Below are 24,379 nucleotides of genomic sequence, written 5' to 3'. Positions count from 1 at the left end.
GGTTGGAATTGATGGGCGCCTCAGGCGGCTTGTCTCTGCTCGGCCTGGGCTTCGACGACGCCCATGACATCGCTTTCCTTCATGATCAGCAGGTCTTCGCCGTTGATCTTGATCTCGGTACCGGACCATTTGCCGAACAGGACGCGGTCGCCGGCCTTGACGTCGAGCGCCTGAATCTGGCCGGCCTCGTTACGCGCGCCGGGGCCGACGGCGATGACTTCGCCCTCCTGCGGTTTTTCCTTGGCGGTATCAGGAATGATTATGCCGCCTTTGGTCTTCTCTTCGGATTCGACCCGGCGGACGAGAATGCGGTCATGAAGCGGTCGGAACGACATGTTTTCCTCCATTGGACAAAAAAGATTGCTTCGTTTCCCAGCCGGACCGGATGACCAGTCCGGGGGGCGCAAAACCTCGATTGAGCGTTTTGCGCGAAATGATCTGGTTTTGCGGTTTTGCGATTTCAAGGGGAAGAATATAAAAAATTAGCACTCAGAAAAACCTGCTGCTAACACGCTGTAAGGGAACAATAATCGAGCGTTTCCCGTTCAAAAAATCGTTGAGGGAGGCGAAAATTTGCGCCACCATCATCTTGTCACAAAACGGAGATGAAGCATGCGATTTTCATCTGATCTCGAGCGCCAGCTGAATGGCTATGGCATGACCACCGCACACATACTTTACCGCATTCCTGATTTCGCATCCGTGCTGCAGACCTATGTCTGGCAAGACTATGATCTCGCCCCCGATTTTCCCGAGATGCATAAGTTCCTCGACTTCTGGCAAGCGAAGCTAGAGGGGCCGTTGCACTCCGTTCGCTATACACACCAGCGCCTGATCGGTCCAAATGAATGGCGCCGCGTTGATGGAGAATTCAAGCTGCACTGAGGCTTGAATCTGACTTTTCCACTTCCTAGCTCACCCGGCGATCGGGGCTTGGTAAGCCCGATCGCTTGCCACGTCTGTATGGAGTGAGACCACATGGAAGAGACTATTAAAATCATTAAGGATGCCAGCATCGCGGAGAGGGAGGAAATCATTGTCGATTTCGCACGCTGGCTCGAGACGGCCTCGCAAGATGCGCTCGTCTACGGTGAGGGCCGTTTCGCTGTGATGTCGGCCAACATGGCGGAGGCCATCCGCATAAACGCCGACGAGCTGGCACGCAACACTTCCGAAACCACCGAGCGGGTATTGCTCCAAGCCTGTGCGATGATTTCGCAGTTCAGGGCGGCCTATCCGCATCGCGTGCTCAGTCGAGCGGTTCACTGACGACAGAGCAACCCAAGGTCGGTAAATTTTCTTGTAGTAGATCTTGAATCCGAAAATCCCAAAAACCAAATCGTTTGCCGCCAGCCGCTGAAAATAAGGGCTGGCCAAGCTGGGAGCGCTGCTTTCAGCGCTTCTGTAACCATGTTGCTTCAAGGAGGATATGGCTATGGCAACATCTTACGACTACGCACCTCTCTACCGCTCGAGCGTTGGTTTCGACCGGATCTTCAATCTTCTGGAAAACGCCCAGCGCGCCCGTTCGACCAACGATTGGCCGCCTTATGATATCGTCAAAACTGGCGACGACTCATACCGCATCTCGATCGCGGTGGCAGGCTTTGCCCAGGACGATCTCGACGTCAGTTTCCAATCCAATCTGCTGACCGTCACCGGCAAGAAGCAGGAAGTTTCGGCAGATGGCTATCTGCATCGCGGCATCGCCGGTCGCCCGTTCGAACACCGGTTCGAACTTGCCGATCATGTGCGGGTCAATGGGGCTGATCTCAGCAATGGTCTCCTGTCGATCGAGCTCGTCCGTGAGATCCCCGAGGCACTGAAGCCGCGCAAGATCTCGATCCAGACCAGCCCTGCCTTGACATCTGTCGCTCCGGCGCAGATCGAAGCGCAGAAGGCGGCTTGATCTCTAAGTCCACTAGGTCCAAGAGCGCCACCGCGGTGGCGCCCGTCAACATTCCGGGTTGGGAAGGAGAGAGCGATGAAACCCGATATGTTCAGAAAACCTGTCACCATTCTTGTCGGCCTGGGCTTTCCTGCAGAAGTTCGTTCCGTGATGGATGCCTATCGACATCTGGTCGAGTGGCCGGTGTCATTCAGGGACACGGCTCATTCCGTTGCTCTGAAGGCATGTCAAGCAGCGCTCCGCGGCGAAATCGAAGCGGAAACGGCGCGCGGCCTGTTTGCGGCCTTTGTCGACAAGCATGATCTGTTGGCCCCGGATACCGATGTCATCGTCGCCAGGACAGAGATCCGCACATCCGGTGAGGCTGCGATGATACGCGAAAAGTTGCACGAGATCGCCGGCACCGCAACGGCGATGGGACCATTGGTGCTGCTTCCCGGCCTTCGACTGAAACGTCCACGAGATGTATTGCAAGCGCGGGCACTGTCCGTCGATGACAAGCGGACGATCCTGGCGGCATGGGCTTCAGACTACTAAGCAGTCGGTTCGAACCCGGCATTCCGTCACATTCCAGGAACGCCCGAACCGGTTACGATCGATGAGATCAGTGTCGCTCTCCGGGATCTCGACCGTGACTACGCGGACTGACCGTAGTGGTGTTTGGCACGAAAATGCTTTTTCTGCGACTCCATGAGGTTTCGAATAGATGGACCAGTACGATTAGCGCTGTCGTCGAAGGTGCTTTAGCCTGATATGGCTTCGTTCCAACTGGAATGGACTGCGGAAGAGCTGAGACGCGCGGTAAGATCTGCGGGTGTTGCCTTATGGCCGTGGACAATCGACAACGATACATTTTTGATGGACGCGATAGCATACCAGATGTGGGATGTCCCTCGAAAAGGCGCCTTGACCTTTGAAGACCTCTCCGCAAAAATTCATCCGGCCGACCGTGATCGGGTTCGGACCGCATTTGCCGCAATGCGCGCTACCGACGGGCCGTTCGAGATCGATTTTCGTATTTTGACAGAGGCCAAACAGGTCAGTTGGGTCTCTGCACGAGGGCAGGAGAAGGGCCGCGACATCGAGGCACGCAAGATGACAGGCATCTTCCTCGATGTCACCGGGCGCAAGCAGGCCGAGGCAGATCATGAACTTCTTGCCGGCGAGATAAGCCATTGCGTCAAGAACCTCCTGGCCCTTGCGTCAGGCCTGACGGCGATGACGTGATGATCGACAGGAACAAAGGAAGAGAGGGTGTGCCAGCTGACCGAGCGACTAACCGCGCTTGGCCGTGCCCATGACCTTGTGCGACCTCTACCCGATGGCGAGGGGCGGGCAGCGCTGCTTGGAGACATATTCTCGGTCCTGTGGGCGCCATATGATAATGCCGGCGCGTTCGCAGGGAGGGTCCGTGTTGCTGTTCCTCGCATGGGTCTCGGAGAAAAGTCGGCCAGCGGTCTCGCGTTGGTCATTCATGAACTGGCGACGAATTCCCTGAAGTACGGCGTGCTCTCGACCGACGCTGGCCTTCTGGATGTCTCCGGTACTGTAGATGATGGTTTGATTGACATCGTCTGGGCCGAACACGGCGGACCCGTCGACGACCCCGCTTGGCGTTCGAGCGGTGTCGGCAGCAAACTCGTTCAGCGCACGATTGCTGGCCAGTTCCGCGGTAGTATCGGGGATGATTGGACCGCCGGCGGCGTCGTTATCAAGATCCGGATGAGCGAAGCCGCATTAGCGTCCTGAATTCGGAGCGGATGCCTACATGAGAGCGTAGGCCGCCGACGCCCGTCATCCGGGTATTAAGCGTGCATCAAGAGAAACCAACCCGCTGCTCTTAACTGCGTTGCTCAAAGAGACATCAAGCCGCGTATCGTTCCCACCACAGTCGCATGGTCGTATGGCTTTGCGAGAAATGGTATGTCTTCGGCTAAACTACCTTTAGGATTAACTCGCCCTGACGTGACAATGATCTTAATGGGCGGCCAGCGATCTCGCACGAAGGCTGCAAGCTTTATACCATCCATGGTCCCCGGCATATCGATATCGGTAAAAACAACCGCGATTTCGGGATGACGTTCGATCAATTTGATGGCGTCGTCAGCACTACTGGCCGAGAAGACGACGAAACCTTGATCCTCGAGTTCGTCTGCGATCGCCAACCCTATGAGCGCCTCGTCTTCGACAACCAATACAGTGACAGGGAGTGAGCGCATGATGCCTGATCTCCAAGAGAGGATAGCGGCTCTGCTTCAAGCCCTCGAACCAATCGTCCAGTATCGTACAAACTAGCGTTTCTCTCAATGCGTTCCAGTGCGGCTTGGAAATTGCCCTGATAGGGCGGTCTTTCGCCATTGCAAGCGGGCACCCGTAGGAGACACACCGGCAATGTGGGCATTTCAGCGCGTGCAGTAGCTCGCCGGCGAGTAGCAAGTAGTCGTCCTTATATTGATGAGCTTCATGTTTTTTTGATGCCTTGTGATGGATTTTCCAGGGTCTGGCCAGAAGGCGAACGTTGACGATCTGAACTCTGAGAGGAGCTACGGGCGCATGAAGGCGAACATGAACACCGTCGCTGGCAACGAGGGCCCGGTGCTCGACATTGCGCGGCGGTTCCCGCGGATCGACGTGCTCGGGCTAAACCCAGACTCCGTGAAGACTGGTATTCGTGCAAATATCTTCCTGTCGAAGATGCTTCTGCAGTTCTCCGGGGGCTGACGCCGCTTCTCGTGTCTCTGGAGATCGATGGCCGCAGCGGAGCGATGTTCAACAACAATGCGCATGCCATCCTTCCAAGCGAACACCTCCGCGACCTGTCTTATGTTCAGGCCGTCATCAGAGCGTCGAACGACGTGGTGTCGAAGACACTCGGCTAGACCGCGCTGCCGCACGGAACCAGATATGGACCACACGACGACTCTGGTGCGACTAATGCAAACAGCACTTGAAGTCGCAGGCGACGTTGAGGTCTCCAGTCTTTTTATGCCACGGGGTTCGAGTTCGAGCTCTACGGCAGCGACAGAGTGACAAGACCGGCAATGCCGGCGGTGCGATCAAGCATCTGGACGCTCGACCCCGTCCTCGACGACGATGGCGTCCAGTTCCTTCCTGAGGGTGGCGACACTCTTCGCACCGTTGAGCTTCGCAAACTCCACCTGCGCCGCATTCCAGAGAGGCGATGCCTCTTCGTGCAGGGCATCGCCTTCAAGGGTCAGCTCAATGACCCGATAGCGGCCGTCCGTGGGCGAGGGCTTCATCGTAACGAAGCCGTCCCTCTCCAATGTACCGACCATCTTTCCCATGGCTGTACGTTCCACGTCGAGCCGCTCGGCCAACATATTGACGGTGGCGCTTTTCGCCTCTGCGAGGGCGGCGAGGATGAGAAACTGCGTGATGCGCAAGCCGACCGGCTGAAGGTGGGCGTCGTACAGACGGGTGATCTGCCGGCTTGCTCTTCGCATGGCGTTGCAGTTGCATTGGTCGATTCCCAGGGGTTGGTTTGTCGACAGCATTGTCGTTCCTTTCACTCCAATACAGCGGCGTCTTCACGCAGATTGCGGAAGACGCCAAGCATTCGTCAGGCTTCGAGGTTCAAAACAATCCGGGCGGAGGCGAGATGTAGCCCGGCACCTCGTCGGCGAGCGTGCTCTTTAGCAGAACCGTCCCCTTGTCTGCCATGATCTCGTTTTTCCCTTCGGCAAGCGCATCATAGGTCTGGGTGGCAACGTCGGTGGGATTGGTCTTCGGCACGTCGATACCGTTCGTCAAATCGGTGTCGAGAAACCCGACATGAAGTCCGAGAACCTGGATGCCGCGGTCGACGAGGTGGAATCGCAACTGGTTGGTGTAGCTCCAGGCGGCGGCCTTGGACGCGGCATACGGCGTCAGGTAGGGGCGCGGCAGCCATACGATGTCCGACAGGACGTTGATAATCGCCGCCTTGGGCTGCTTCGACAGGGCGGGCTCAAACGCCTGGGTGACCCGCGCCAGACCATAGTAGTTGGTGTCGAACAGCGCCTTCGACTGGCTTTCAAAGTCCGCAGCCAGAGGATTTTCGATCAGAGCCGCGATGCCGGCATTGTTGATCAGGACCGTGGTATCCGCTGCGATCTCGGCCGCCGTTGCGATCGTTGCGTCATCGGTGACGTCGATGCGGATCGGGACGACGCCCGGCTCGTCGAAACCGCTCGTGTTGCGCATGCCGGCATAAACCTTCTTCGCGCCGCGACGGACCGCCTCCCGGGCAAAGGCGAGGCCCAGACCGCGATTGGCACCGGTGACGAAGACAGTTGCATTCCTGATTTCCATGACACGTCTCCTTGATTGACTAGATGTTCGCCTCGTCCCCGTCTCGGAGATCGAGGAGCGTGGGTTCAAAGAAAAAGCTCTTCGGGTAATTGACCGGAAAGCGCTGTTCGAAGGCTGTTGGCGAGGGCCACGACGGCGTCGACAGGACCCATGCGCACACTGACCCTCGGGACGGCCCCGTCCGGATCGCGATCGATGACGGCGACCGCGTTGAGGCGTTCGCCGCCCGTCAACCTCGCTTCGTATTCGAGAAGTGTCCGCGAGCCGACAGTGCCGATAAAGGTCGGGTTCTGCTCGACGTAGAATGTTCCCACAGCGTCCACGACTTTGCGGATCGTCTCACGACCCACCACCGGGCCGCGCAGGACGGAGCTGATAAGCTCCGCATCCTCGCTCAGATCGTCGAGGAAGGGATGTCGTTCTTCATGCGTGTTGGACATTATCGTTCTCCCCAGTTCGTCTCAATGGAAGGCGTTGCGATACTTGGCGATGAATTCCGGAACCGATAGAGCGGGCGTTCCCGTCAGGCGCTCGACGACGTCGTTGGTACCGGCGAAGATGCCTTCGCGATAATTCTGCGCGACCTCGACGAGATGCTGCACCAGGAAGGGCGGAAACTGGTACAGGTTCTCCATCTTGTCCTTGAAGGTCTCAATCGAGGTCGGCGCGTATTCGATCTTCGCGCCGAGAGCGTCGCTCATCGCGGCGGCGATCTCGGTATGGTTCATTTCCACCGGGCCATGAAGCGTATAGATTTTGCCGCCGTGACCTTCGGGCTTTGCCAGCAGATGAGCGATCACGCGGCCCTGGTCATCGGAGCTGATCGGCGCATGGCGACCGTTCTCGAACGGGAACTCGATCTTCTTCGAGGCCCAGATTTCCTTCGCGAAGTGTGGATATACAAGCCAGTCGGCGAAGAACGTCGGCCTCAGATGGGTCGTCGCGATACCCGACCAGTCAAAGACGCGCTCCGAGATCCAGTGATCCTGGGCCGCATGACTGGTCGACTCCCGACGCGCTGAAATCTGTGACATGTTGACGATCGAGGTAACGCCCGCTTCCTTTGCTGCTTGTGCGAAGTACGCGGCGGCACCCAGGATTCCCGGTGTGATCGGATGCAGGAAATAGGCTGACTTGATACCTTCCATTGCCGAACGGATTTGGTCGATGTCCGTAAAGTCGCCAACGGCGATTTCGACACCCCAGCTGCGCAGGGCTTCTGCGCGGTCGTCATTCGAGCGCACATAAGCTCGAACCTTGTGGCCCATCTTCAGTAACTCGTCGATCGCCGCGCCCCCGGTCCGCCCGGTTGCACCACTGACTAGAATGTTTGCTTCTTCACTCATCATCAATTCTCCAATAAATAAGAGCATATACCCTCGATGGCAATTGATATAGGAGCATATGCCCTTAATGTCAAGTTTTCTTTGAGGGGGTAGCGACTGGAGCGAGCCTACCATTGATGAACTCGTCCATACCTGGCCTGAAAGGTCAAAGCCCAGAGAACACGAGCGGCTCCGGGGATGGTGGAACCCGACACTCGACGAGCTCCGAGAGCAAGAAAGGCCGCCAAATCTCGCGAACGACGCAAATCGGAGCCCGGGGTGCTGCGCGCCGCGGCGATGACGCCCTGTAGCGACTGAAAAAAAGAGTCCGAGCAGATACTTGGAGCTGGGCGGTTAGATCACAAGCATGACACTGCTTGTCACTGAGGTAGCCGCCTCCGCCGGCCTGCTGACGATCGTGCTTGGTTGCGCACACAGCGCGAAGTGGGAAACGGGGGCCATTCGCCGTTCGGGCGTGGCTCACCGCTGCAATCCTGGCGACGCCGTCAGCATCCTACGCAAATCCTGCTGTGACCTTCGCTGCTATCTATGCAACCGGGGCAACGGCTCTGCGTCCGCATACCGAAGCGTGCTTCATCGCCGCGCAGTTGGTCGGAATGCTTCTGGCTCTTGAGATCATCAGGATTGCGTTTGACCGACCCATCAAGGGCATCCAGATAGCGGCCGCGGCGCCGCATTCTACCAAAGGCGGTGCAATGTGACCGAGGGGCTACTCATTTCCAAATCCCTTTGCCCTCCCAGCGAGACGATCGATCGTTTGGCCGAAGCCTTGATCGAGCGGGGCATGAAGGTCTTTTCTCGGATCGATTTCCCAGCCGATGCCGCAGAGGCGTGTCTGTGTCTGGAGACTACCATCCTTCTGGTATTCGGGAATCCAAAGGTTGGCACCGCTCTTCTGCAACAGAACCAACAGAGCGGGATCGATCTGCCGCTGAAGGGCATACAGCTCGGGCGGCGAGCATCTTGCGAATATGCCGGCCGTTCACGACGCAGCACACGATGTGCGTCATACCCTCAGCTTTCCTTGCCATTGAACGCCGACAATGCAGTTCTTTCGAACGCTTTTTTACTGCGTTGATAGCGGGAAGTTTCGCAGGCATCGCTTCAGCGGCGCTCCGGTGCCGTTGATCCTGCAGGCTGAGGTAACTACTATTGGCGTCACTGGGACGCCATCGAAACGGCCGACGCTCTCCTTCCGGTCTGAATGGACAGCGCAGGCGGTGCTAGCGCAAGTTGCCGGTCAAGACCTTGACGCAATCCTGCACCAAACTTCTAGCGGCTCGCAGCTCAAGGCGGGGACAGTAGCACCAAGCGGGCCGCTTCCTCAGCGTCTTTCAGGAGCTCTTTGCGCGGCGCGCCCAACTGCGCGTGCATCGTCAGGCCACGGGCAAGGTCGATGACTTGGCGCGCGCGCGTGGCGACAGGAAAGTCAGACGGGATTTCGCCCGCTTCGATGCCATCGCAGAAACGACGTTCCACGAGTGCCACGCCGCCAGCTGCTGCGTCCTTCAGGAACTGCCTGACCTCAGCGTCGTCTACGAGGGGTGCGACGCATATCATTAGGCACCCTGCGACCGACCCTTCTTCGGTCGCGGCGTCCACAGCGTGCCTCAGGAATCCTGCGAGCGCGTCGCGAAGCGCGGGTGGCGAGAAGAGCGCTTTCGCAGCGCCGGCGCCTTTTCGCTCGGCGTAAGCCCGAAGGACGCGCAGGAAGAGCGTCCGCTTGTCCCCGAACACGGAGTAGAGGCTTTGCCGTCCCACACCCATACCCGCGATGAGATCGTCGATCCCCACTCCGTCGTAGCTTTTAGACCAGAAGATCTGCGTCGCTTTTTTCAGCGCTTCGCTCTCGTTGAAGTTGCGCGGCCGCCCCCGCGACCTGGTCGAATTATTTTGCATTTAGTCCAAAAATCCTTGACCGTTCGATTTGTACGAATATATAAGGTTTCAGTCCATAATTAGCAAGCTAGCTCCTGGCCTCACGACCTGATCCTCTCTGAAGGTGGAACCAAATATGAGACATTCAATCGCTCTGGTCACCGGCGCTACGTCGGGGCTCGGTTATGCCGCAGCTCGCTTGCTCGCCGATGGGGGATGGCAGGAGGTCATCGTAACGGGGCGCATCCTGGCCAAGAGCAAGGAAATCGCCGCCCAGCTTGCCGACGAGACCAAGAAGCGGATCTTCACGCCGCTGGAACTTGATCTCAACAGGGCCGCCAGTGCCACGTCTGCGGTCGCCGAGCTGGTCAAACAAGGTCGCCCGGTCGATTTCCTGCTGCTCAATGCCGGATTGGTCCCGACAAAGAAACGCGTGATCACTACGGAGGGCGTTGAAGCTTCCCAGGCCCCGCTTATCGGCCACCATGAACTGACCGTTGGGCTGCTCAACGCCAACCTGCTGAGCCCCGAAGCGCGGATTGTCATCACCAGCGCGGAGCCTGCTCGCGGGGGTGTGCCCATGTTCAAATATACCGACCTGTCGGCCTTCGCAGCCAAATACTATGGTGGCGACCTAACTGCGGCTGCTGAAGCCCTCATTCGCAGCGGAACAAACGTGAGGTACTCGCCTAACACTGCGTATGCAGATGCGAAACTCATGATCGCCTGGTGGGCTGAGGCGCTGGCGCGCCGCCTACCGTCCGGTATAGCCGTCTACGCTGTCTCGCCCGGGGCGTCGAACGCCACCAACGTCGCACGAAACGCTGGCCCGTTGTTGAAGTATCTGCTGATTCCGATCGTAAACCTCATTCCCGGCATGAATCAGACGCCGGAGGTTGCGGCCAGTCGCTACATCCAGGCATCGGAGTTGGGAACCGACGTCTCAGGGCGATTCTTCGCTTCGGCGAAGGGTAAGTTTTCAGGCCCGATGGAGCTGCAGCGCCAGCCACACCTCCACATTCGCGCCAGTCAGGAGGCTGCGTGGCAGGCCGTCGTCAAGGTCTCCGGCGCCGACTTGTCTCACCCGGCGTCTTTGGGCGCGGTCTCGTGACGCGTGACGCGTGACGCCATCGCGTCGCAGAAATATCATCCGAAATGGTCTAAAAACCAACCGGCGGAATGGCGTCCCAGGAGAATGTGAATGGTACGGTATCAAGATAAGAAGGTGGTGATCCTCGGCGGCACGAGCGGCATGGGTCTCGCGACAGCGAAGATGCTCCTCGATGGAGGCGCGCGCGTTTTGGTGATAGGCCGCTCGCAAGGCGGACTGGACTCGGCGAAGCAGGAGCTTGGGACTGATGCCATCGTGGTTTCGAGCGACGCGCGATCGTTGACCGATATCGATGCCCTCGCCGCTCAGGTGAAGGCCGAGTTCGACACCATCGACTTGCTCTTCGTCAACGCGGGCTTCAGTCCCCCAGCGCCGCTCGCGAACGTCACCGAGGCCATCTACGACGAGATGTTCAACCTCAATGCCAAGGGGCCGTTCTTCGCGGTCCAGAAGTTCGCGCCTCTCTTTAACCGCGGCGGTTCCGTCCTCCTCACGACATCGGTCGCCAACGTCAAGGGACTGCCTGGGCAAGCCACTTATGGCGCGGCCAAGGCCGCACTGCGATCCCTGGCTCGGACCCTCGCAACCGAGCTGCTTCCCCAGGACATCCGCGTCAATGCCGTGTCGCCCGGTCCCATCGCCACGCCGATCCTCGACAAAGTGTTTCCCGATAAGAATGTGGCCGCCCGGGTCCGGGAGAAGACGGTCGACATGATCCCGATGAAGCGCTTCGGGACCTCCGAGGAGATTGCGAAGGCTGTTCTCTTCCTCGCCTTCGACGCGACCTTCACGACCGGTCTTGAGATTCCGGTCGATGGCGGCTGGTCGCAACTCTGAGGGGGCGGGTAAAATGAAGATGCGACGAATTGTGAGCGCCGAGACCAAGGCTGGTGTCGTCATGCAGGTGGACGATCTTCTCGATACCGAAACCGCCGATCGGGTCACGAATATCTGGGGTTTCGACAAGATTCCCCAATTGCCCCTTACGCCTGAGCAGGTTCTCGGTGAATACAAGCGGCTTGGGATCTTCGGGCCAAAGGATTCGCTCCGCGTCGATCTCCAAGTCGTTCCCCCTGAGAAAGCGGGTGAGACGGATCTCGGTGCGTTGATGGCAAAGATCGATTTCGGCACCGGCGGGGGTATGACCCCAAGCGAGCTCGGGGGGGCAATGCACCGGACCGACACTATCGACCTTGCGGTGGTGCTCAAGGGCGAAGTGAATATCGCCTATCCGGGAGAAGACGGGCAAGTGCACACGGTCACCGCCAGAGAAGGCGACCTCTTCGTGCAGAAGGTGCCTTCCACGAATTCCTCAACCGATCGGACGACCCTTGTGTAATCCTGATGTTCGTCTTCGGCACCGAGAGGAAGGCGGCCTAACGGCCATCTAATCCGGGACCCGCGTAGGGCCGATCATCGTTTCCGAGGAGCCTCTGATGACACACACAGCCAAGTATGCAGCGCCGGAGCCTGGGAAAGTTCGCCGCGCCGTCTCAGTCGTGTGGGCCTTCCTGCAAGCGATGCCCACAACGCGAGCGCCGCTCCGTCTACACATTGAAAGCGGGAACCTGACTATGCTGGTAATCAAATTTATCGTTCTCGACCTTCCCCACTTGGCGTCGTGATGATCGGGACGGGCGGCCTCAACTTCGCCGGCCCTCCATTGGCCCGAGAAAAATTTCGCTGTCTGGGGTATGCGGCCGGCTTTTTACCGGGTGGCCGGCAGTCTCAGAGTCGTAATCGAAGCTCGCAACGGATCAAGGTTTCATCCTGCTCTATCCGGAGATGCCCATTCGAACAATCCACAAAGATGCTTCAACTGGTTTCGATTAAGCGCGGTCGCGCGCGACAGCCGCGAGTTGCTTTCCATCAAGCAGATGGTCGACCATACCCTCAAACGATATCGGGCCGATCGAGGCCGCGTTTACATCGTCGGACTGTCAGCTGGGGAGCCATGACAGGCACGCTCGTAACCGTCTAGGAGAGCTGATTGAACCATTCGATCTGGGATCAGAGCGTACAGTCCAAAGAAAGTTTGCGGCCTAATACGACGGCGCACGGCTTAGATTTTGGGTCTCGCCGACCGACAAGTGCACCATCGCACGGCTGGCAATGCGGCCACCAAACTGTGGCGTGAAGCACCTGCCGACCATCACGAAACGGAGCGAGGGGTGCAACGTTGTCCGGACGGCGCATCGCGAATGGTCCCACTCACTGACTAGCATCCGCGGACTCGACACCAAGTGCTCAGAGCCTGATGCTGGCCTCATCAAGAATAATGCCGCCGTTTGATCTTCTGCCGAAGGAGCGGTGCGACCTCATCTTCAACGCATCTGTCGCGTCCCGGCCGGACCTGCTGCAACGAGCTGATCGAGCCCCGCGAGAAACGCCTTAAGCACAGGTGAGGGGTTGTCTGACCGGTAGCCCACCGCCAGATCGATAGTGAGCGGCTCGCCTTTTAGAGGTCGGCTCACCACCGACCACGGGAGAAGAGCCTCCACATAAGCAGGCATAAGCGCCACGCCACGAAGAGACGCGACCAGCGACAAGACGGTCGAGAAATTCTCGACGCGATGGCTGGGTGTAGCATCAACGCCCATTTTCAGGAGATAGTCCTCAACCACCGTCCTTAGTACGATGGCAATATCGGAGAAGCCGACGAGCGTTTCTCCCTCGAGCGATTTCGGGTCGATTTCCTTCCCCTCCGCCAGCGGATGGTCACTGGGGAGAATGACGACGATCGGCTCCTTGGCGATCACATTATAGGTCACGTCCGGTTTCGGCTCTATACGCAGAAAGCCGAGATCGATCTCGCCGTTTTGCAGTGCCTCGGCGAGATCCGGCGAGTACATGCTCGTCACCTTGAACTCGATCTTCGGCAGCTCGGCTCTGAGAATGCGCGTGACGTGGGGAAGCCAATCGACCTCCTGCCCGGTCAGAAAACCAACGGAGAATACCGCCTTCGCCGGCCGCGCGGCACGACGGGCGGCCTGAACCGCCTCGTTCGCCTCGCTGACCGAAACGCGTGCGTGCGTGAGGAAGGCGCGCCCGGCCTCGGTCAACTCAACCCCCCGGGCGCTTCGGCTCAAAAGCGGCGCACCAACCTCGATCTCAAGATCACGAAGTTGCCGACTGAGAGAGGGCTGCGCCGTGTGCAGCCGCTTTTCGGCGGCGAGCGTCACGCTGCCTTCCTCGGCGACGGCGATGAAATAGCGAAGATGGCGAAGCTCCATAGATGCCTCATACCTCAGAGGTATGGGAACCTATCAGACAAAGTCTTTCTCCTGCAAGCATTGAAGGCATAACTATTCTGTCAACGAACAGCGGCGGTCGGCCCTCGCAGAAGCTTGAAGCCAGACCACTGCTTATCACTAAGGCCTGATTTAAGGGGCTAAGGAGAGTTGGCAATGGACGGCAATGTTATACTGATCACGGGCGCACTCGCCGGTATCGGCCGTGCTACGGCCCTGGCAGCCGCGAAAGAAGGCTATAAGGTCGTTGTCTCAGGACGCAACGGTCAGACCGGTGCGGCATTGGAGAGCGAACTCCGTGCCCTCGGCGTGGATGCCGGCTTCATCAAGGCAGATGTCCGCAATGAGCGCGACGTCCAGGCGTTGATCGAGGAAACCGTTGCCCGTTTCGGCCGCCTCGACGTCGCGGTCAACAATGCCGGCACGGAAGGCACACCAGCGCCGATCGTCGATCAGACGCCCGACGCTTACGCGGCGACCTTCGAGACCAACGTGCTCGGCGTTTTGCTCTGCATGAAGCACGAATTGCGCGTCATGCAGCCTCAGGGCTACGGCAGCATCATCAATATATCTTCGACGATGGGCAGCCGTGGTGCCCCGAACGCCTCGCTTTATGTCGCCAGCAAGCATGCCGTCGAAGGCCTGACCAAAACAGGCGCCCTGGAAGCTGCCGCTTTCGGTGTCCGCGTCAACGCGGTGGCACCCGGCCCTGTCGAGACTGGAATGCTCGATCGCTTCACCGGCTCACCGGAGCGCAAGGCCGGGCTTCTTGCCTCGATCCCGCTGCGCCGCGCCGGACAGCCCGAGGAGCTTGCGGATGCCATTCTCTACTTGGCCTCTGGCAAAGCCTCATTCATCACCGGCCAGATCGTCAACGTCAACGGCGGCAGGACCGCCAGCTAATCGCAATCCGCACAAGGAGATTTGCCATGACTACCCATACGCATGATACCGTCCCGACCCAATTCGTCGAGGCCAGCGGCATCCGCTTCGCCTATCGCCGCTTTGGCAAGACTAGCGGTATTCCTGTTGTCATGAACATCCATTTCCGTGGCACTATGGACCATTGGGACCCAGCCGTGACCGACGGGCTGGCACAGGAGCGCGAAGTAATCCTGTTCGATAATGCCGGCATCGGCGCCAGCTCCTGGGTGACACCTTCAACCATCCCCAGTATGGCAACGGATGCCGTCGCTTTCATCAAGGCGCTCGGACTCACCAAGGTCGATGTCCTCGGCTACTCCGTCGGCGGCAAGGTCGCCCAGGAGATCGCCGTACAGGCACCCGATCTGGTGCGTAAACTCGTCCTGGTGGGTACCGGGCCCCGCGGCGCCGATACCGCCGCCAGCAAGGCAGGTGAGATTTTCTCTGCGACCTACGATCCGCCGGAACACCTCTGGATCGCCGCACATTTCCTGCCGAATGAGAAAGGCTATGCCGCTGGGCTGAAGTACCTTGAGCGCAAGCATCGCCGTAAGGATCGCAGCCCCGAAGTGAGTGAGGTCTCAGCGACGGCGCAGTACGCAGCGATCGTCAGTTCGAACGAGAAGAGCGACGGCGTCTGGGATTACCTCGCCGACATCCACCAGCCAACGCTCGTGGTCGATGGCAGCAACGACCTGATCATTCCTACGATCAACGGGTACACGCTGCAGCAGCATATGCCGAACGCGCAGCTCATCGTCTATCCGGACTCCAGCCACGGTCCACAGAATCAGTATCCCGAGCTGTTCGTCGCGCACACGAACATGTTCCTGAACGCCTGACGTGCACCGGCATGTAGAGCCGATCGGTGGCGCCTGACGCCTCCGGTCGGCCCCTCCTAGCCCTTCAAAGAGAGATCAATCATGACACCGTGCAGCGGAAAGACCGCGCTCGTGACCGGCGCTTCGCGCGGTATCGGACGCGCAACTGCCCTCGCGCTTGCCAAGGCTGGCGCCCAGGTTCTCGTTCACTACGGCCGTAATGCTGCTGAAGCGCGCTCGGTCGTCGATCAGATCAAAGCTGCAGGCGGCCGGGCTGAAGCCGTGGGAGCGGATCTCTCCGATCCGCAGGGGCCGCATAGGCTCGCGGCGAAGGTCAAGGATGTCGTGGGCGCTCGTCTCGACATTCTGGTCGCCAACGCCGGTATCTCTAGCGCCGCCACGATCGAGGAGACGACGATCGAGGATTTTGACGCGCTCTTCGCCGTCAATGTCCGCGCTCCGTTCTTCCTGGTCCAGCAGCTGCTGCCGATCCTGAACGAGGGTTCCAGCGTCATTTTCATCTCGTCGCTCGCGGCCCACGCGGCGGTAGGGAATCTTTCGGCCTATGCCGCGACCAAAGGCGCGATCGACACCCTCGTCAAGCACTTCGCCCAGGTCCTCGGGCCAAGAGGAATTCGGGTAAACGCCGTTGCCCCCGGGGTGGTGGAAACCGACATGTCGAGCTTCGCCAAAACCGGCGCCGGTCGCGATTTCACCCTCGGCATGCAGGCGCTGAAGCGCGTCGCGCAGCCTGAAGACATCGCTGGCGCCATTGCCTTTCTGGCCTCCGACGCTGCGCGCTGGGTATCGGGCGACACGCTGCGGGTGGACGGCGGCTCGAAGCTCTGAACGCCAGAACCAACAGGAGGTTACCATGACCAACCGCACCCCTAAAATCCCCGGCCCCGATCATCCGATCACGGTCGAGCTAAATCGCCGCCGTGTGACCGTCACTTTGGGCGGCCGTGTCATCGCGGACACCCGCGAGGCCCTGACCCTGCAAGAAGCTGGCTACCCGCCCGTGCAGTACATCCCGCGCAAGGACGTCGATATGACCTTCCTGACGCGCTCCGATATGACGACCTACTGCCCCTACAAGGGCGAGGCCGCCTACTTCAACATTCCGGCCGGTGGCGAGCGGTCGGTCGATGCGATCTGGACCTACGAAGCGCCTTACGACGCCGTGGCCGAGATCAAAGATCACCTCGCTTTCTATCCCGATCGCATTGACGCGATCGAGCAACACGACGCCTGAACGGCGTCATCAACGGAGACTTCATCATGTCTAAGCTTACCAACAAGGTGGCCGTCGTAACCGGCGCCTCCAAAGGCATCGGCGCGGCTATTGCCAAGACGCTCGCCGCAAACGGCGCTTCTGTCGTCGTCAACTACGCCTCCAGCAAGTCCGGCGCGGATTCCGTCGTCGAAGCGATCAAAAGCGCCGGCGGAAAGGCCGTCGCCGTTCAGGGCGACGTTTCGAAGGCTGCGGAGGCCAAGGCAATCGTGGATACGGCCATCTCCAACTATGGCCGTCTCGACATCCTGGTGAACAACTCGGGCGTCTATGAGTTCGGTCCGCTGGAAACGGTCAACGAAGAGCAGTTCCACAAGATGTTCGACATCAACGTGCTGGGCCTGCTTTTGGTGAGCAAGGCGGCTGCAGAACATCTCGGTGAAGGCGGTAGCGTCATCAACATCGGCTCCGGTGTGACCGCTATCACGCCGCCGCAAACCGCAGTCTACACCGCAACGAAAGGGGCGGTGGATGTCATCACCGGCGTTCTGGCTAAGGAACTCGGGGCCCGCAAAATCCGCGTCAACTCGGTGAACCCGAGCCTCACGGAGACTGAAGGCACGCACTCGGCCGGCATGATTGCTTCTGAGTTCGAAGCCGGCATCATCGCCCAGACCCCGCTTGGCCGACTGGGCCAGCCCCAGGACATCGCTGACGTCGTCGCCTTCATGGCATCCGACGATGCTCGATGGCTGACGGGCGAGATCGTTCTGGCCGGCGGTGGCCTACGCTGAAGGTTTTCGATCGCAATGCACAAGGTCGGCCCTTGCTGTCGACCTTGTGCTATCGAGGCGGGTCATGGCACACCCGGCGAGGCTGCCAAAGCATTGCAACGCTGAGCACGAGCCGTCCCGTTCGGCCCTGGGCGTCCAGCGCCAGGGCTTCGCGGTCTATGTAGCAGTCGAGATGGCGGACGCCGGCATGGATCGCGGCGAAGGCCTGCGAAAACGAGGTTCAGCCCCGCGAACGCACCACCCGCATAGCTGGCGGATCCAAAACCGCGATTGTCTTTATAGTTTTGCGTCTTCTTTAACTATTCGAGGTCTGCGTCGATGCGCACGATCAGTCCGTCGGAGTTGATTGAGATGTCGAGAAGGCCGATTTCGTGACCGAAATCACCGGTGAAATCGACCCGCACACGGGCTTGGGCTTTGCCGGTCATCTCGATCGAGAGGAAACGGGTGACCGTGTGATATCCCGCGAAATAGCGGTCGATATAGTCGCGGATCCCGACGTGACCGTCGAAGCGGTGACCTGTAGACGGGTCGTCGATGACCGCATCCGGGGCGAACAGGGTTAGCACCGTGTCGGCGTCGAAGGCGTTGGTTGCGGCGATCAGCGCATCGGCTTTCGCGCGCAAAGTGGTAGCGCTCATCGCGTCAGCTTCCTCAAATGATGTAACCGCCAGAGATTTCGATGTTCTGGGCGTTGATCCAGCGGTTGTTGTCCGACAACAGGCTGGCAACCATGCAGCCGACGTCGTCCGGTTCCCCGACGCGGCCGAGCGCTGTCTGCCCGGCCAGCAGTGCCTCGAATTCGTCCGTGAGGCCGCCGCCAAGCTCGGTGCGGATCGGTCCCGGCGCGACGGAATTGGCGCGGATGCGACGCTCGCCAAACTCCTTGGCCATGTAGCGGGTCAGGACCTCGAGCCCTCCTTTGAAGCAGGCATAGGGCGCGACGCCCGCGGTGGCGACGCGACTGGTCGCGCTCGTCACGTTCACGATGTGGCCGCCATCGACCATCAGCGGAAGGAGTGCCTGAGTGAGGAAGAACGGCCCCTTGAGATGCACGCGAAACAGGCCGTCGAAATCGTCTTCGTTCACCGTTGCGATCGAGTTGTAGAGGCCATAGCCCGCATTGTTGACGAGGAAGTCGAATGATTTGGCGCTCCAGATCGTCGCCAACGCTTGGCCTACCGCGTCGTGGAACGCCGGGAACGCAGCGCTGCTGCCCACGTCCAGCTCCAAAGCGACGGCCTTGCCGCCGCCCGCTTCTATAGCGCTCACGACCTTCTTGGCAGCTTGGGTGTTGCTGTTATAGGTTAGAATGACGCCCATGCCGCGCTTGGCACATTGCACTGCGATGCTTGCCCCAATGCCGCGGCTTCCGCCGGTTATGATGACGATTCTCATGTTCTACTCCTTCGCTTGGCTGTGCCCAATCAATAGCCACCGGGAATCGAAGTCGCTCGCACGATCCTCTTCGAATATTGCCTATTTCTGCTTTCTCGTTGAATCCTGACATTCCGTGTGAGACAAGATTTCATGGACACACAGCTTCAAGAGCTTAGGCAACTGGCGTCCCGGGCGGAGAACCGTCGGACAGAGACAGGCATTCCGCGCGTTGAGATGGTTCAGGGAGAGATCCCGGAACATCAGCTGGCCGCCGTTTACGATCCTATGATCAATCTGATCCTGACGGGATCAAAGACCATGACTGTCGGCGATCGCACGTTTCGATACGATCCTGCGACGTATTTCGTGATGTCTGTCGATCTGCCAGCGGTAGGGACCGTGCACCACTCGGCCGACGGAGATCCCTATCTCGCCATCAGTTTGACGCTTGAGCCGGCGATCGTTGCCAATCTGCTGGCGGACCTGCCCAAACCTGTTGGAGGCGAACTTTTCAGCCCTGGCTTTTCGGTCACGCCGGTGACGCCCGACTTGCTGGATGCCTGGCTGCGGATGCTGCGCCTGATGGAGCGCCCGAGCGAGATTGCCGCTCTTGCACCGGCCTATGAGCGCGAAATTCTTTTCCGGGTACTGCAGGGACCCCTCGGCCGGATGCTGCGGGAAGTCGCGACACCTGACACAGCTCTGTCCCGGATCGGCATCGCCATCCAGTGGATCAGAGAAAATTTCGCCAAGCCGCTACGTGTAGATGCTTTGGCGGAGATGGCTGCACTGAGTGTCTCCGCGTTTCACCGCCACTTCAAGGCTGTGACCGCACTCAGCCCGCTACAGTATCAGAAGCACGTGAGATTGCTGCACGCTCGATCTCTTCTCATCGCGGGCGAAGGCAATGCCACGTCCGTAGCATTTGGTGTCGGCTATGAGAGCCCAACCCAGTTCAGCCGCGAGTATGCCAGGCAGTTCGGTCTGCCGCCGTCGAAAGATGCAGCAAAACTGCGGGCATAGAGGGTACTGTTTGGCGGCGGGTCGAAGGCGCGCTTCTATTCAAGCCCAAAGAAGCGGGAATTCGATTAAGCCGACACTCTGAAGCTTTCCCGGTTGTTGAGTTTCACCTAGATTTGCGCCGCTTTTTCATTTCGCATTGTATCACCTAATTGCATTTATAGTGTTGATTGAAAACATCGTCTCGCGGTTTGGGCGGATCCGTCCGAGATGAAAAATTGGGTCAAATTCGAACGATAATCAACACGGACTCTGAAAAACACCCGATCCGCGCCCATTCCGCTGGGACCGGATCGTGCTCAATCCGATCCGTGCATCGTGGTCCTGTCGGTGGGACGTCGTTTTATGCGTCGAACTTGAGCAGGTCCTTGAAGATGAGATGCCCCCAGCTCTTTCCGCGCGCCTGGACGAGCAGACCTCCCTCCGACAGCCCGCCAATCTTGATCGGCGCGAAGCCGAGATGTTCCGCAAGCGCGCCAATATCGTCTGCGGCAGCGTCGTCGTCGCTCGCCAGGAACACGGCTTAACCAGCAACCAGGATAGCGAGCGAGAACCAAAGGAGACAATACGATTCCGCCGTTGGTGGAAAGATGTCCTTCGCAGGACGATGGACGGGGTGAGTTCGCGTGGTTGTCTGTTGCGGTCGCATATTGCGATCAGGTCGCCGATTAGATTGTTCCGCCCCATTCTTCTGGTCCCATAATGGGAGGGCCATAAAGGCCGACCCCGGAGAGAAGCGTGATACTGCGAAGCCATCAATCACCATAGGTGCGGATAGTCAGAAGGTGCTTGACCTCACCACGCCGAATAGAGAAGACAACCACATCAGTTCAATTCTTTTGATGCATTGGGTCTAATGGGCAGTTTGAGGTCGAAGCGGGCGATCACGCTCGATCCGTAAGGCTTTCAGAAGCGCGGCCCTTTCCAGACGGCCGGCGACATCGCCGGATTTGATTGGCCGGAAAACGGTTTGAGTTTTCTCACTGATCGGACATTTGAATTTTGGAGATCTCGTCATCGTCATGACCGAAGGTAAATTGACGAAAACTCAACGCCGAACATAGCCGCTGTAATGGCTATCAAAACGCTGCTTTGGATCAAAAAAAATAGCGACCTACGGACGGCAGTTGCGAAAAGAACGTTTGTCATTGCGGCTCCTTGTTATAATTATTTTCTATGGAGCAGGCATAGTATCACCCTTTCGGGGAAAAATTTCATAATAATTTAATTATTTTGGCGCCGGCTGTCTTCGTGGTGGTTCAGGAGCTGATCGAGAGACCCACGTAACTCGTCAACAGTTACCCAAAAACTTACTACCCTCCGCCGACTTTGTTTGGTGCGCCTCTCTCTTTCGCTTGCATAGCTTGGAACCTTGGCCGCAGTTGGGATTTAGCCATCAGGGAGGACACCAGATGAGCAACGACAATAGACCAAAGCCAGACCTCAGGACGACTCCGGATCGCTACAACCCCTGGATCTCATGGATCGCAGTCCTTGCGATTATGGTGGTCACGCTGCTCGCTTGGGGTTTTTGGCCTTACACCAGCATGACGGATCTTAATGGCTCGGCGCAGATAACCGCACAACCATCAACCACCACCCCGGTGGTCGTTCCAGCTCAACAATAGAAAACCACCGTCGAGGGAACTAGTTATGGCAAAACATCTCAAGCAGCCCGCATCTGACACAAGGCATTCCATCGAGAGCAATGCTGCAAATGCATATGAGCGTGGCACAGAAGCCGGCGCACAAAAGAACCAAGAAAATGGGAATCCTTATTCCGAAGGTTACTGCACCTCAAAAGGCGTTTGAGCACAGGCAGCTAGACGCCCAAGACGTCAAAAGCAACGACAAGCCGCCAAGCCAGTGACGCGATCAGTTCATCGTTTTCATGCCCGCCTCCGCGCGGTGCATCAAAACGAAAAGCTCCCATCCATTTTAGGGGATAGGAACTCTGGTATGATGTGCGTGCCGCGCGCCCAATAGTTCGCTCAAAGGCTCCATAGCGACGTTATTGCAAGCCGTCGATGCGGTTCAAGGCCTTCGATGGCGCGAAGAAGCTGCGCGGTTTGTTCCTGCATGCCGGCCTTGATGGCGAACGTTTTGCGGGATGTGGCATAGGTGCATATTGCCAATTTTCGCATTGTCCATTGCCAAATCAGAAATTGCGCCTATATTGTAGTTATCGACCATTGCTTGTGATGTCGTTCAAGAGCACTACGCTCCCGTCGGATCTCCTCTCAAATAATCGATCTTATCCCGCAAGGCATCGCGGGAGCCACAACGATTGCTTTGAAAGGACATCGTTATGAACACTGGTACTGTAAAGTGGTTCAATTCCACAAAGGGCTTCGGCTTCATCCAGCCTGACAACGGCAGCACGGACGTCTTCGTGCATATCTCCGCAGTGGAGCGCGCCGGTTTCCGGTCACTCGCTGACGGCCAGAAGGTCAGCTACGACATCGTGCAAGACCGCAAGTCCGGCAAGAGTTCCGCCGACAACCTTCAGACGGCTTGAATTCGTCATTCGCTCCGCTGACCACGGATGTACTGGCAGCCAAGCTGAATGACTGTGAGAGGTCGGGCCATGCCCGGCCTTTTATTTTGCCCACCGGACAACCGTATCTATTGTTGGCGTTACCGGCTGAGTGAGACAATCCTGCTAAAAGCCGGCTTTCTTAGAAGCTCGGCCCCCTTGAGCCGCATTCAGATTCGATACTGCTTGTCTGGTGCGGAAGATAGCGCGCAATATCGCGTTGGATTCGAGACAAGGAGTTTGAACGTCCTCTCCGATTGGCATTGATGTCATCCGTTCTCATTACCAACGCAAGACGCGCTTTCTCCGCCAGATGGGAAGTTCTTAGGCTGGGTCAATTTAAACGCCGTCAGCCTCCGAAAGCGATAGTTGAAGGAGTAAGCTTGCTAGTAGATGTAAGAGACAACAACGTCGACCAGGCGCTTCGCGCTCTAAAAAAGAAGATGCAGCGCGAGGGCTTGTTTCGAGAAATGAAGGCTCGCCGCGCCTATGAAAAACCCTCTGAAAAGCGGGCGAGAGAGAAAGCTGATGCCATCCGCCGGAGCCGCAAACTCGCCCGCAAGCAGGCACAGCGAGAAGGCCTTCTTCCTGCGCCGAAAAAGAAAGCAATTAGAAGACAGCGGTGAGGATCACACTCTTGAGTTCTCCGTCAGTGTGTCGGGCTCGGCGTATCGTCTATCGCTTTGAGAGGTAAGGTATGAGTGCGAAAAAAGATCGTTTTTTCAAGCCGAGTCGAACATCGGCTGAATCAAAGCTTGCCCAGACAGACGCTGCGGCAAGGGATATCGTGGACGCTGAGGCTACGGTCAGAGAGAAGAAGACGGAGAGACTCCGCGCACTTCGGCTGGCTCAACCAGTGGCGGAGGCGCCCAAAAAGGCTACCCGTCCTAAAGCCAATTCTTCAAAAGCTCAAAAAGCATAGCAACCTTCGACGCTTAGGATTTGTAGGCCGCAATACACAATTAGCAAACGAGAACGGCCATTGCAGCGGCAGCTTGGGATCGCTTCAGTTCGAATGTGAATGATTAAGGGAGCCGCATCCGCGTGTTCCCGCAGAGGCCTAGCGTCATGAACACTCGCACCACGCAAACCGTCATTAGCTTTTCCTATCCGTTCCGGCTGCCAGGCTTCGAAGCGCCACAACCGGCCGGGGAATATCGTGTCGATTACGACGAGGAGCCTCTCGAAGGTGTCTTTCGGCTGGCATGGCGGCGTATTGCCGCCTTCATATACCTGCCGGCGATTGCCATGCAGGGTTCGGCGCAACAGATGGTGCCGATCAATATAGCGGACCTCGAAACCATCCTTGAAAAGGACCACCAGCAATCATGACCACACCAGCTACTCTACAGCGCAATGGCCACCCGATCCGTCGCACTCCAGCGACACATATCTTCGCGGTGGGACAATTGGTGCAACTCAAGAATGGTTTCCGCACATTTCCTTCCACATCGACGGACATCTATCGCGTCACTGGCACATTGCCTGCGAGGGGGGACATGCTGCAATACCGCATCCGCAACGAAGACGAGCGCTATGAACGCGTGACGACGGAGGATGCTCTGGAACTGGTTAGTCCATCGTCCGGCTTTGGCGCGACCCTCATCGAGAAGACATTCGGCCCCAGCTGAGGGAAACGCAAAAAGAGCAGCAGCAGAACTATCGACGACCAGATCGAGCAACGGTCAAATACCATTGCACCTAGCAAATGGGAAAACGATGTCGGCGCTCTCTCGGTCCAGATTCGAAATACGTCGCTTCGAATGAAACGTATGCGCCGTCTACGCCCCATTGATTTTAGAGTTTTCAGCTACGGGGCAAAGCTACCTGCGGGCCGGATGTGAGCTCACCGGATAGTATCTGA

34 protein-coding genes and 3 pseudogenes are annotated in these 24,379 nt (G+C 58.2%); 26 read left to right on the top strand and 11 right to left on the bottom strand.

What is annotated here, in order from left to right:
- Positions 1-20: 20 nt before the first annotated feature.
- On the bottom strand, positions 21-335 hold the full coding sequence (gene groES / locus BJ928_RS34025; protein WP_047636680.1) for a co-chaperone GroES: 315 nt from the start codon (positions 333-335) through the stop codon (positions 21-23).
- A gap of 277 nt (positions 336-612) precedes the next feature.
- On the opposite strand from groES, the gene BJ928_RS34020 reads away from it, so the two are divergent.
- The 7 genes and pseudogenes from BJ928_RS34020 to BJ928_RS39840 all read left to right on the top strand — a co-directional run bounded on the left by BJ928_RS34020 (position 613) and on the right by BJ928_RS39840 (position 3,658).
- Positions 613-885 (top strand): usg protein, encoded by a 273-nt coding sequence (locus tag BJ928_RS34020; protein ID WP_047636670.1) that lies wholly within the window; start codon positions 613-615, stop codon positions 883-885.
- 93 nt (positions 886-978) lie between these two features.
- Positions 979-1,269: a hypothetical protein gene (locus BJ928_RS34015; protein ID WP_047636669.1), complete on the top strand. Its 291-nt coding sequence runs from the start codon at positions 979-981 to the stop codon at positions 1,267-1,269.
- A gap of 166 nt (positions 1,270-1,435) precedes the next feature.
- Positions 1,436-1,909, top strand: coding sequence for an Hsp20 family protein (locus BJ928_RS34010; protein WP_047636667.1), 474 nt, complete (start codon positions 1,436-1,438; stop codon positions 1,907-1,909).
- Positions 1,910-1,984: 75 nt separating this feature from the next.
- Positions 1,985-2,271, top strand: a pseudogene (locus tag BJ928_RS34005) (DUF982 domain-containing protein).
- A gap of 7 nt (positions 2,272-2,278) precedes the next feature.
- Positions 2,279-2,446 carry a hypothetical protein gene (locus BJ928_RS39850; protein ID WP_348628281.1) on the top strand — a complete coding sequence of 56 codons (168 nt, stop codon included), beginning with the start codon at positions 2,279-2,281 and terminating at the stop codon, positions 2,444-2,446.
- A gap of 321 nt (positions 2,447-2,767) precedes the next feature.
- Positions 2,768-3,136, top strand: coding sequence for a PAS domain-containing protein (locus BJ928_RS39845; protein ID WP_348628280.1), 369 nt, complete (start codon positions 2,768-2,770; stop codon positions 3,134-3,136).
- A gap of 27 nt (positions 3,137-3,163) precedes the next feature.
- On the top strand, positions 3,164-3,658 hold the full coding sequence (locus BJ928_RS39840) for a sensor histidine kinase (RefSeq protein WP_348628279.1): 495 nt from the start codon (positions 3,164-3,166) through the stop codon (positions 3,656-3,658).
- A gap of 104 nt (positions 3,659-3,762) precedes the next feature.
- On the opposite strand, the gene BJ928_RS33990 is transcribed toward BJ928_RS39840, so the two are convergent.
- Positions 3,763-4,128, bottom strand: a complete 366-nt coding sequence (locus BJ928_RS33990; protein WP_047636665.1) for a response regulator — start codon at positions 4,126-4,128, stop codon at positions 3,763-3,765.
- A gap of 334 nt (positions 4,129-4,462) precedes the next feature.
- Here BJ928_RS33990 and BJ928_RS39025 point away from each other — a divergent pair, with 334 nt between their 5' ends.
- Positions 4,463-4,630: a hypothetical protein gene (locus BJ928_RS39025; protein ID WP_156151468.1), complete on the top strand. Its 168-nt coding sequence runs from the start codon at positions 4,463-4,465 to the stop codon at positions 4,628-4,630.
- A gap of 335 nt (positions 4,631-4,965) precedes the next feature.
- On the opposite strand, the gene BJ928_RS33980 is transcribed toward BJ928_RS39025, so the two are convergent.
- From BJ928_RS33980 to BJ928_RS33965, 4 genes are all read right to left on the bottom strand, one after another.
- Positions 4,966-5,424 carry a MarR family winged helix-turn-helix transcriptional regulator gene (locus BJ928_RS33980; RefSeq protein ID WP_047636664.1) on the bottom strand — a complete coding sequence of 153 codons (459 nt, stop codon included), beginning with the start codon at positions 5,422-5,424 and terminating at the stop codon, positions 4,966-4,968.
- Between the two features lie 79 nt (positions 5,425-5,503).
- Positions 5,504-6,220 (bottom strand): SDR family oxidoreductase, encoded by a 717-nt coding sequence (locus tag BJ928_RS33975; RefSeq protein ID WP_047636663.1) that lies wholly within the window; start codon positions 6,218-6,220, stop codon positions 5,504-5,506.
- A gap of 65 nt (positions 6,221-6,285) precedes the next feature.
- Complete coding sequence (locus tag BJ928_RS33970; protein WP_047636660.1) at positions 6,286-6,660, bottom strand: hypothetical protein; 375 nt, start codon at positions 6,658-6,660, stop codon at positions 6,286-6,288.
- A 21-nt stretch (positions 6,661-6,681) separates the two neighbouring features.
- The gene (locus BJ928_RS33965; RefSeq protein WP_047636678.1) at positions 6,682-7,566 is read right to left on the bottom strand and encodes an NmrA family NAD(P)-binding protein; all 885 of its coding nucleotides are present in this window, start codon (positions 7,564-7,566) and stop codon (positions 6,682-6,684) included.
- A gap of 784 nt (positions 7,567-8,350) precedes the next feature.
- On the opposite strand from BJ928_RS33965, the pseudogene BJ928_RS39770 reads away from it, so the two are divergent.
- Positions 8,351-8,491, top strand: a pseudogene (locus BJ928_RS39770) (DUF302 domain-containing protein); the annotation flags it as partial.
- A 46-nt stretch (positions 8,492-8,537) separates the two neighbouring features.
- The gene (locus BJ928_RS39020) at positions 8,538-8,600 is read left to right on the top strand and encodes a CbtB-domain containing protein (protein ID WP_082012039.1); all 63 of its coding nucleotides are present in this window, start codon (positions 8,538-8,540) and stop codon (positions 8,598-8,600) included.
- A gap of 253 nt (positions 8,601-8,853) precedes the next feature.
- Here the strand turns inward: BJ928_RS39020 and BJ928_RS33945 are convergent, their stop codons facing one another.
- Positions 8,854-9,465, bottom strand: coding sequence for a TetR/AcrR family transcriptional regulator (locus BJ928_RS33945; RefSeq protein ID WP_047636656.1), 612 nt, complete (start codon positions 9,463-9,465; stop codon positions 8,854-8,856).
- Positions 9,466-9,580: 115 nt separating this feature from the next.
- On the opposite strand from BJ928_RS33945, the gene BJ928_RS33940 reads away from it, so the two are divergent.
- The 4 genes from BJ928_RS33940 (at position 9,581) to BJ928_RS33920 (ending at position 12,513) form a co-directional block, all read left to right on the top strand.
- Positions 9,581-10,555 carry an SDR family NAD(P)-dependent oxidoreductase gene (locus BJ928_RS33940; protein ID WP_047636655.1) on the top strand — a complete coding sequence of 325 codons (975 nt, stop codon included), beginning with the start codon at positions 9,581-9,583 and terminating at the stop codon, positions 10,553-10,555.
- 90 nt (positions 10,556-10,645) lie between these two features.
- A complete protein-coding gene (locus BJ928_RS33935) occupies positions 10,646-11,392 on the top strand; it encodes an SDR family oxidoreductase (RefSeq protein WP_047636654.1) in 747 nt (248 codons plus the stop codon).
- Positions 11,370-11,894, top strand: coding sequence for a hypothetical protein (locus BJ928_RS33930; RefSeq protein WP_047636652.1), 525 nt, complete (start codon positions 11,370-11,372; stop codon positions 11,892-11,894). The genes BJ928_RS33935 and BJ928_RS33930 overlap by 23 nt, the downstream gene beginning before the upstream one ends.
- Positions 11,895-12,249: 355 nt before the next feature.
- Positions 12,250-12,513: a PHB depolymerase family esterase gene (locus BJ928_RS33920; protein WP_348628278.1), complete on the top strand. Its 264-nt coding sequence runs from the start codon at positions 12,250-12,252 to the stop codon at positions 12,511-12,513.
- A 366-nt stretch (positions 12,514-12,879) separates the two neighbouring features.
- Here the strand turns inward: BJ928_RS33920 and BJ928_RS33915 are convergent, their stop codons facing one another.
- The gene (locus BJ928_RS33915; RefSeq protein ID WP_047636649.1) at positions 12,880-13,788 is read right to left on the bottom strand and encodes a LysR family transcriptional regulator; all 909 of its coding nucleotides are present in this window, start codon (positions 13,786-13,788) and stop codon (positions 12,880-12,882) included.
- A gap of 174 nt (positions 13,789-13,962) precedes the next feature.
- Between BJ928_RS33915 and BJ928_RS33910 the strand changes: the two genes are divergently transcribed.
- The 5 genes from BJ928_RS33910 to BJ928_RS33890 all read left to right on the top strand — a co-directional run bounded on the left by BJ928_RS33910 (position 13,963) and on the right by BJ928_RS33890 (position 17,579).
- On the top strand, positions 13,963-14,709 hold the full coding sequence (locus BJ928_RS33910) for a glucose 1-dehydrogenase (RefSeq protein ID WP_047636648.1): 747 nt from the start codon (positions 13,963-13,965) through the stop codon (positions 14,707-14,709).
- Between the two features lie 26 nt (positions 14,710-14,735).
- On the top strand, positions 14,736-15,572 hold the full coding sequence (locus BJ928_RS33905) for an alpha/beta hydrolase (RefSeq protein ID WP_047636646.1): 837 nt from the start codon (positions 14,736-14,738) through the stop codon (positions 15,570-15,572).
- A gap of 81 nt (positions 15,573-15,653) precedes the next feature.
- Positions 15,654-16,400 (top strand): SDR family oxidoreductase, encoded by a 747-nt coding sequence (locus tag BJ928_RS33900; protein ID WP_047636645.1) that lies wholly within the window; start codon positions 15,654-15,656, stop codon positions 16,398-16,400.
- A 25-nt stretch (positions 16,401-16,425) separates the two neighbouring features.
- Positions 16,426-16,806, top strand: a complete 381-nt coding sequence (locus BJ928_RS33895; RefSeq protein ID WP_047636643.1) for a DUF427 domain-containing protein — start codon at positions 16,426-16,428, stop codon at positions 16,804-16,806.
- 26 nt (positions 16,807-16,832) lie between these two features.
- Entirely contained in the window at positions 16,833-17,579 is a 747-nt protein-coding gene (locus BJ928_RS33890; protein ID WP_047636642.1) for a glucose 1-dehydrogenase, read from the top strand.
- Positions 17,580-17,878: 299 nt separating this feature from the next.
- Here the strand turns inward: BJ928_RS33890 and BJ928_RS33885 are convergent, their stop codons facing one another.
- Positions 17,879-18,220, bottom strand: a complete 342-nt coding sequence (locus BJ928_RS33885; protein ID WP_082012038.1) for a nuclear transport factor 2 family protein — start codon at positions 18,218-18,220, stop codon at positions 17,879-17,881.
- Between the two features lie 13 nt (positions 18,221-18,233).
- On the bottom strand, positions 18,234-18,977 hold the full coding sequence (locus BJ928_RS33880) for an SDR family oxidoreductase (RefSeq protein WP_047636640.1): 744 nt from the start codon (positions 18,975-18,977) through the stop codon (positions 18,234-18,236).
- A 132-nt stretch (positions 18,978-19,109) separates the two neighbouring features.
- Here BJ928_RS33880 and BJ928_RS33875 point away from each other — a divergent pair, with 132 nt between their 5' ends.
- Complete coding sequence (locus BJ928_RS33875) at positions 19,110-19,982, top strand: AraC family transcriptional regulator (protein WP_047636639.1); 873 nt, start codon at positions 19,110-19,112, stop codon at positions 19,980-19,982.
- Positions 19,983-20,322: 340 nt separating this feature from the next.
- On the opposite strand, the pseudogene BJ928_RS33870 reads toward BJ928_RS33875, so the two are convergent.
- A pseudogene (locus tag BJ928_RS33870) lies at positions 20,323-20,499 on the bottom strand (NADP oxidoreductase coenzyme); the annotation flags it as partial.
- An 892-nt stretch (positions 20,500-21,391) separates the two neighbouring features.
- On the opposite strand from BJ928_RS33870, the gene BJ928_RS38640 reads away from it, so the two are divergent.
- The 6 genes from BJ928_RS38640 to BJ928_RS33845 all read left to right on the top strand — a co-directional run bounded on the left by BJ928_RS38640 (position 21,392) and on the right by BJ928_RS33845 (position 24,146).
- Complete coding sequence (locus BJ928_RS38640; RefSeq protein WP_147413968.1) at positions 21,392-21,607, top strand: hypothetical protein; 216 nt, start codon at positions 21,392-21,394, stop codon at positions 21,605-21,607.
- A 25-nt stretch (positions 21,608-21,632) separates the two neighbouring features.
- Entirely contained in the window at positions 21,633-21,791 is a 159-nt protein-coding gene (locus tag BJ928_RS39015) for a hypothetical protein (RefSeq protein WP_156151467.1), read from the top strand.
- A 496-nt stretch (positions 21,792-22,287) separates the two neighbouring features.
- Positions 22,288-22,497, top strand: coding sequence for a cold-shock protein (locus BJ928_RS33865; RefSeq protein ID WP_047636638.1), 210 nt, complete (start codon positions 22,288-22,290; stop codon positions 22,495-22,497).
- Between the two features lie 401 nt (positions 22,498-22,898).
- Positions 22,899-23,141 carry a 30S ribosomal protein S21 gene (gene rpsU, locus BJ928_RS33860; RefSeq protein WP_047636637.1) on the top strand — a complete coding sequence of 81 codons (243 nt, stop codon included), beginning with the start codon at positions 22,899-22,901 and terminating at the stop codon, positions 23,139-23,141.
- 442 nt (positions 23,142-23,583) lie between these two features.
- Positions 23,584-23,847, top strand: a complete 264-nt coding sequence (locus BJ928_RS33850; RefSeq protein ID WP_047636635.1) for a hypothetical protein — start codon at positions 23,584-23,586, stop codon at positions 23,845-23,847.
- Entirely contained in the window at positions 23,844-24,146 is a 303-nt protein-coding gene (locus BJ928_RS33845; RefSeq protein ID WP_047636633.1) for a hypothetical protein, read from the top strand. Before BJ928_RS33850 ends, BJ928_RS33845 begins: the two co-directional genes overlap by 4 nt.
- The last annotated feature ends 233 nt before the right edge of the window (positions 24,147-24,379 follow it).

The organism is Rhizobium sp. WW_1 (assembly GCF_003610155.1).
Taxonomy (GTDB): domain Bacteria; phylum Pseudomonadota; class Alphaproteobacteria; order Rhizobiales; family Rhizobiaceae; genus Rhizobium; species Rhizobium tropici_A.
Note: the sequence above shows the minus strand (reverse complement) of the source record. Positions and strands in the feature narration are given on the sequence as shown.

What these genes read in the sequence shown, in the direction of transcription:
- groES (WP_047636680.1), bottom strand. Translation starts at nt 335, where the DNA reads ATGTCGTTCCGACCGCTTCATGACCGCATTCTCGTCCGCCGGGTCGAA.
- BJ928_RS34020 (WP_047636670.1), top strand. Translation starts at nt 613, where the DNA reads ATGCGATTTTCATCTGATCTCGAGCGCCAGCTGAATGGCTATGGCATG.
- BJ928_RS34015 (WP_047636669.1), top strand. Translation starts at nt 979, where the DNA reads ATGGAAGAGACTATTAAAATCATTAAGGATGCCAGCATCGCGGAGAGG.
- BJ928_RS34010 (WP_047636667.1), top strand. Translation starts at nt 1,436, where the DNA reads ATGGCAACATCTTACGACTACGCACCTCTCTACCGCTCGAGCGTTGGT.
- BJ928_RS39850 (WP_348628281.1), top strand. Translation starts at nt 2,279, where the DNA reads ATGATACGCGAAAAGTTGCACGAGATCGCCGGCACCGCAACGGCGATG.
- BJ928_RS39845 (WP_348628280.1), top strand. Translation starts at nt 2,768, where the DNA reads ATGGACGCGATAGCATACCAGATGTGGGATGTCCCTCGAAAAGGCGCC.
- BJ928_RS33990 (WP_047636665.1), bottom strand. Translation starts at nt 4,128, where the DNA reads ATGCGCTCACTCCCTGTCACTGTATTGGTTGTCGAAGACGAGGCGCTC.
- BJ928_RS39025 (WP_156151468.1), top strand. Translation starts at nt 4,463, where the DNA reads ATGAAGGCGAACATGAACACCGTCGCTGGCAACGAGGGCCCGGTGCTC.
- BJ928_RS33980 (WP_047636664.1), bottom strand. Translation starts at nt 5,424, where the DNA reads ATGCTGTCGACAAACCAACCCCTGGGAATCGACCAATGCAACTGCAAC.
- BJ928_RS33975 (WP_047636663.1), bottom strand. Translation starts at nt 6,220, where the DNA reads ATGGAAATCAGGAATGCAACTGTCTTCGTCACCGGTGCCAATCGCGGT.
- BJ928_RS33970 (WP_047636660.1), bottom strand. Translation starts at nt 6,660, where the DNA reads ATGTCCAACACGCATGAAGAACGACATCCCTTCCTCGACGATCTGAGC.
- BJ928_RS33965 (WP_047636678.1), bottom strand. Translation starts at nt 7,566, where the DNA reads ATGAGTGAAGAAGCAAACATTCTAGTCAGTGGTGCAACCGGGCGGACC.
- BJ928_RS33945 (WP_047636656.1), bottom strand. Translation starts at nt 9,465, where the DNA reads ATGCAAAATAATTCGACCAGGTCGCGGGGGCGGCCGCGCAACTTCAAC.
- BJ928_RS33940 (WP_047636655.1), top strand. Translation starts at nt 9,581, where the DNA reads ATGAGACATTCAATCGCTCTGGTCACCGGCGCTACGTCGGGGCTCGGT.
- BJ928_RS33935 (WP_047636654.1), top strand. Translation starts at nt 10,646, where the DNA reads ATGGTACGGTATCAAGATAAGAAGGTGGTGATCCTCGGCGGCACGAGC.
- BJ928_RS33930 (WP_047636652.1), top strand. Translation starts at nt 11,370, where the DNA reads ATGGCGGCTGGTCGCAACTCTGAGGGGGCGGGTAAAATGAAGATGCGA.
- BJ928_RS33920 (WP_348628278.1), top strand. Translation starts at nt 12,250, where the DNA reads ATGCGGCCGGCTTTTTACCGGGTGGCCGGCAGTCTCAGAGTCGTAATC.
- BJ928_RS33915 (WP_047636649.1), bottom strand. Translation starts at nt 13,788, where the DNA reads ATGGAGCTTCGCCATCTTCGCTATTTCATCGCCGTCGCCGAGGAAGGC.
- BJ928_RS33910 (WP_047636648.1), top strand. Translation starts at nt 13,963, where the DNA reads ATGGACGGCAATGTTATACTGATCACGGGCGCACTCGCCGGTATCGGC.
- BJ928_RS33905 (WP_047636646.1), top strand. Translation starts at nt 14,736, where the DNA reads ATGACTACCCATACGCATGATACCGTCCCGACCCAATTCGTCGAGGCC.
- BJ928_RS33900 (WP_047636645.1), top strand. Translation starts at nt 15,654, where the DNA reads ATGACACCGTGCAGCGGAAAGACCGCGCTCGTGACCGGCGCTTCGCGC.
- BJ928_RS33895 (WP_047636643.1), top strand. Translation starts at nt 16,426, where the DNA reads ATGACCAACCGCACCCCTAAAATCCCCGGCCCCGATCATCCGATCACG.
- BJ928_RS33890 (WP_047636642.1), top strand. Translation starts at nt 16,833, where the DNA reads ATGTCTAAGCTTACCAACAAGGTGGCCGTCGTAACCGGCGCCTCCAAA.
- BJ928_RS33885 (WP_082012038.1), bottom strand. Translation starts at nt 18,220, where the DNA reads ATGAGCGCTACCACTTTGCGCGCGAAAGCCGATGCGCTGATCGCCGCA.
- BJ928_RS33880 (WP_047636640.1), bottom strand. Translation starts at nt 18,977, where the DNA reads ATGAGAATCGTCATCATAACCGGCGGAAGCCGCGGCATTGGGGCAAGC.
- BJ928_RS33875 (WP_047636639.1), top strand. Translation starts at nt 19,110, where the DNA reads ATGGACACACAGCTTCAAGAGCTTAGGCAACTGGCGTCCCGGGCGGAG.
- BJ928_RS38640 (WP_147413968.1), top strand. Translation starts at nt 21,392, where the DNA reads ATGAGCAACGACAATAGACCAAAGCCAGACCTCAGGACGACTCCGGAT.
- BJ928_RS39015 (WP_156151467.1), top strand. Translation starts at nt 21,633, where the DNA reads ATGGCAAAACATCTCAAGCAGCCCGCATCTGACACAAGGCATTCCATC.
- BJ928_RS33865 (WP_047636638.1), top strand. Translation starts at nt 22,288, where the DNA reads ATGAACACTGGTACTGTAAAGTGGTTCAATTCCACAAAGGGCTTCGGC.
- BJ928_RS33850 (WP_047636635.1), top strand. Translation starts at nt 23,584, where the DNA reads ATGAACACTCGCACCACGCAAACCGTCATTAGCTTTTCCTATCCGTTC.
- BJ928_RS33845 (WP_047636633.1), top strand. Translation starts at nt 23,844, where the DNA reads ATGACCACACCAGCTACTCTACAGCGCAATGGCCACCCGATCCGTCGC.